General features: G+C 67.7%; 2 protein-coding genes. One reads left to right on the top strand and one right to left on the bottom strand.

From position 1 onward, the window contains the following. Window positions 1-625 precede the first annotated feature (625 nt). Complete coding sequence (locus ACAM49_RS39015; RefSeq protein ID WP_369640542.1) at window positions 626-2,674, bottom strand: ATP-binding protein; 2,049 nt, start codon at window positions 2,672-2,674, stop codon at window positions 626-628. A 405-nt stretch (window positions 2,675-3,079) separates the two neighbouring features. Between ACAM49_RS39015 and ACAM49_RS39010 the strand changes: the two genes are divergently transcribed. Beyond that, complete coding sequence (locus tag ACAM49_RS39010) at window positions 3,080-4,168, top strand: heparan-alpha-glucosaminide N-acetyltransferase domain-containing protein (protein WP_369640541.1); 1,089 nt, start codon at window positions 3,080-3,082, stop codon at window positions 4,166-4,168. The last annotated feature ends 38 nt before the right edge of the window (window positions 4,169-4,206 follow it).

Raw genomic sequence — 4,206 nt, 5'->3', positions numbered from 1 at the left:
ATGGTGTCACGCCCCGCACCCCGCCCGGTCAGCCACCCGGACCGGCCACAACCGCACCGGCCCCAACGACTCACCCATCTATCGAATAACCGCTTCCCCGCGCATCACTCACCCACCTCGCCCCAATCCACCGCCCCGCTCGTCCCCAGATCGACCCGACCATCGCATCCTCCGGGCCCCAGTTCCTCAGCACGCACAGCCAATCAAGATCAGGGAGCTCCGACTGCTGTGATACGGACAAATTTCAGCGCTGAGAGCTCCTTGATCTTGGTCGGCGGGGATCGATAGCCACCGTGTGCGGGCCGCCGCCGTCGGCGACCGCCGCTGGGGACGTGCGCCGGCTGCGATGGGCGGGGCGACGAGGGCCGACTGTGGGGTGGGCTCGAGTCGGCACGTGTCGGCTGGGGGCTCAGGCTGGCGCATGCCGGCTGCGGGATGGGCTCCGGGTAAGGCTGATTCGAGGTTGGGGTCGAGTTGGCGGGTGCGGGCTGTGGCCGGGGCTGGTCAGGCGTGTGCCCGGGCCGTCCCTTCCTCCGGCCCGGGCACCGCGTCCCCGCATCTCGCAGTCGCGTCGCGGGCTGCGCCCTCGAGGCCCGGCGCGGGTGCTGCGGCGCGGGTGGTCCGCTCAGCCGGCGCGCATGGTGCGGCCCTCTTCGTCGGGGGTGTCGGAACCTCGCATGGCGTAGACGCGTTCGAGGAAGTCGCGGTGGGCGCGGAGGGTGGAGTCGAGGAGTTCGCGCCAGGTGCGGCGGTCTACTCGCTGGTCGCTGACCAGGGAGGAGAGGGATGCGGGGCCGAGTTTGTCGATGTGGTCGACGATGAAAGTGAGGCGGCGGCGCGGGAATTGGGCGCCGATGCGGGGGTTCTCGTCGAGGAAGTGGTCGAGTTCGTAGAGGTAGTTGACGGCGCGGTTGTACTCCTCGTCGGTGAGGTGGTAGTCCATGCGCTTGATCTCGACGATCCACAGTTCGCCGGAGTCGTGCAGCAGGACGAAGTCGGGTTCGCGCTTCGGGCTGCCGATGGTGGTGGTGACCAGCGGTGCGCCGAATTTCTGTGCGTACCAACGTTCGAAGCTGGCTCGCACGCGCTTGAGGGATTCGTTCATGCCCAGCGGCGTCCACTCGGGGGCGAGCAGCCAGGGCGCGGATTCGATCAGCTCTTGGAAGGGACGTTCCAGGGAGCGGCGGTCATCGATGAGCGTGCGCAGCCGGTCCACCACGGCGACGCGCTCGCTGGCGATCTGGCCCAGCGAGTAGATCTCGGCCACCCGCGCCCGCTCGAACAGCGCCACCACGACATCCAATTCGGGATCGCCTTCCTCCTCGGCGATCTCCTTGAGCGTGTCGAGCAGGCTGCGCTGCGGACCCAGCGACAGCGCCAGACGCAGCATGTTCTGGATGTGCGCCGGATCGTCCAGGGAGGCACGATCCTTGTGCGCCACCAGGATTCGCGCGGCATCGAGCACCGAGTCCCGGAACAGGCGGTCGCCGGGAGCAATGGCGTCGAGGGTCTCGTGGATGTGGGAGCGTTCCACGAACTCCTCCCAGACCCGGCGGCGAATGGACTTCTCGCCGAGCCGCCCGATCTCCTTGATCAGCGCCCGGCCCCACTGCGCGAGGGCCTCCCCGCGCGGGGAGTTCCAGATGATGTCCTGGCGGTCGGAGCGGACCAGGTCGTCGTCATCGTCGAGCCAGTCCACATTGATCGCGCCGACCAGATAGGAGCGGAGTTTGAATTCGCCGGTGAATCCGGCGGAGATGCCGAAATCCCTGGTCTGCGCGACGATCTTGCCGCGGGCGTAAATGCGCACCCCGGCCATCGCCTCATCGCGATACGGCTGCTTCGAGTAGGCGATCCACCCGCTCACGGGCAGGAACTGCCGCCCGAACCGCACCGGCACCCGGCCGACATCGACGCGGGTCTCCTCCATGACGTCGATGGGCAACTGGCTGAGAATGAAGCTCTCCTGCCCGATGGCATTGCGCACCTCGACCCGCCAGTCGGTGCGCTCGATGCCGAAGCGCGAGGCCAGCTGCCGGTTCAGCTCCGTGCCCGTATTGACCCTTTTTCGAAAGAAATTGCGCAGGATGATGGTGGTGCCGCGCTTGGCCGTGAAGCTGCCGTCCAGGCGGCCGGGCCGTGGGAAGTAGTCGCTCTCGGTGTCGGAGAGCATGTCATCGAGATCCATGATGATGTGAGAGACGTTCCAGCCCAACGCCGTTCTGTCCTCATCCCGGCTGCCGGCCGTGATCACCTCGATTGTGCGGCAGATGCCGAACGCGGCGAGCTTCCCGATCCCCTTGCGCCCCATGACCGGCCGCCGCCGCTCCCGGGACAGATCGGATCCGGTGCGCACCCGCCGATCCGAGCCCACCATCAGGTAGTGCTCGTTGATCTCCGCCGCCGTCATCCCGTGACCATTGTCGGAGACGACGATCTCGTACGCGGGTTCGTCTGCGGCCCTGACGGTTCCGGCCAGCATCGCACCCCAGGGCAGCACGACCTCGACCTCGGTGGCGTCGGCATCGTAGGAGTTGGCGATCAGTTCGGCCAGTACCGCCGACACCCGGTCATACAGCCGGATGCCGAGCTTGTCGATCGCCAACCGGCTGATCCGCATCGTGTACTTGTGGTCTTCGCGATCGTGCGCGGCCACATGCACCTCGTTGTACATGGTGGGCCCCCAATTGCCCTACGGGTAGCCGTCGTTCAGCTACCTCTGAATTCGATGCAACGCCGATTGATTAACAACGGGCTGAACATTTACCCACCGGTTCGTCACGGTGTGATTCCAGGATTCACCGACCGATAGCCCAAGGCAACGGCAAGGTCTCGGTTACCTCCGCGAGACCGTATGGGGCGCTTGGAGAGCGGCCCGCGGCGCGATCGGCGGGGCCGCCGGCGCATCGATCGAGACTCGAGATCCGCGCCCTGTTCGCCCGGTCGACACCCGGTTCGAGGCGAAACTCCGATCGCCGCCGCGGCAGTGTTCCCGAATTCGTTATCGAGCGTCGGGCCTGGACCGCCTCGGGATCCGCTCCTCACGATCCCCTAATGATGCGGTGGGCACCATGCGGGTATGACGACCGCTCTTGCCATGCCCGCACGCTCGCCCGCGACCGCATCTCGGATCGCGGCGCTCGACGCCGCTCGCGGGCTCGCCGTGCTGGGCATGATCACGGTGCATGTCGGCGTGCTGCGGGATCCGGCGTGGAATGACCCGGGCAGCTGGCTGGGGGTGGCGGCGGGGCGGTCGTCGATTCTGTTCGCGACGCTGGCCGGGGTGTCCATCGCGCTGCTGAGCGGGCGGCAGCATCCGCCGACCGGGGCGGAGCTGGTGTCGGTGCGATTGCGAATCCTGGTGCGCGCCTCGGTGTTGTTCGCACTGGGCGGGCTGCTGACCATGCTGGGGAGCGGGATCTCGGTGATCCTGCAGACCTACGCGCTGCTGTTCGCGTGCTGCCTGCCGTTTCTGAACTGGTCGCCGCGGCGGCTGCTGCTCCTGGCGGCGGGCTGGGCGGTCGTCGCACCGCCGCTGACGGCGTGGTTGGGGCAAATGGTGTCGTCGAGCTGCGCGGGTGCTGACGAATGTTCCGGCGCGCAGGTGACCGATCTCGCGATCACCGGCGACTATCCGGGGCTGGTGTGGATGACCTTCGCGCTCACCGGACTTGCCCTCGGCCGCTGCGACCTGGCCGCGACGGCGACCCGGGTGCGGTTGCTCGCGGCCGGAGTGCCGTTGATGGTTCTCGGGTACGGCGGCGCGTGGCTGCTCGGGCGCCTCGGCTCGCTGGAATCGGCCGAGTTCCCCCAATTGCTCACGGCCGAACCGCATTCCGGCTCCACCCTCGAGATCACGGGATCGTTGGGGTTCGCGCTGACGGTGATCGGGGCGCTGCTGTTCACGGTGAACCGCCTGCAGCCCTTGCTGTTTCCCGTCATCGCCGTCGGAACCCTGCCGCTGACGGTGTATTCGGCACACATCGTCGCGGTGCGACTGCTCGGCGAGGCGGTGCCGGACGCAATCGTGCTGGCCGTGTTCCTGACGATCACGCTCGCGGCATCGACGATATGGGTGCTCGTCGTCGGCCGCGGGCCGCTCGAGCGTGGAGTGTCGTGGATCTGCGACCGCGCGACCGCGAGACGGGAGGTCGTCGCGGTTGCGTGACGGGCCGAGCGGCGGATCGGACGCGCCCTTTGGGTGAG

The organism is Nocardia sp. JMUB6875, from assembly GCF_041154655.1.
Classification (GTDB): domain Bacteria; phylum Actinomycetota; class Actinomycetes; order Mycobacteriales; family Mycobacteriaceae; genus Nocardia.
Note: the sequence above shows the minus strand (reverse complement) of the source record. Positions and strands in the feature narration are given on the sequence as shown.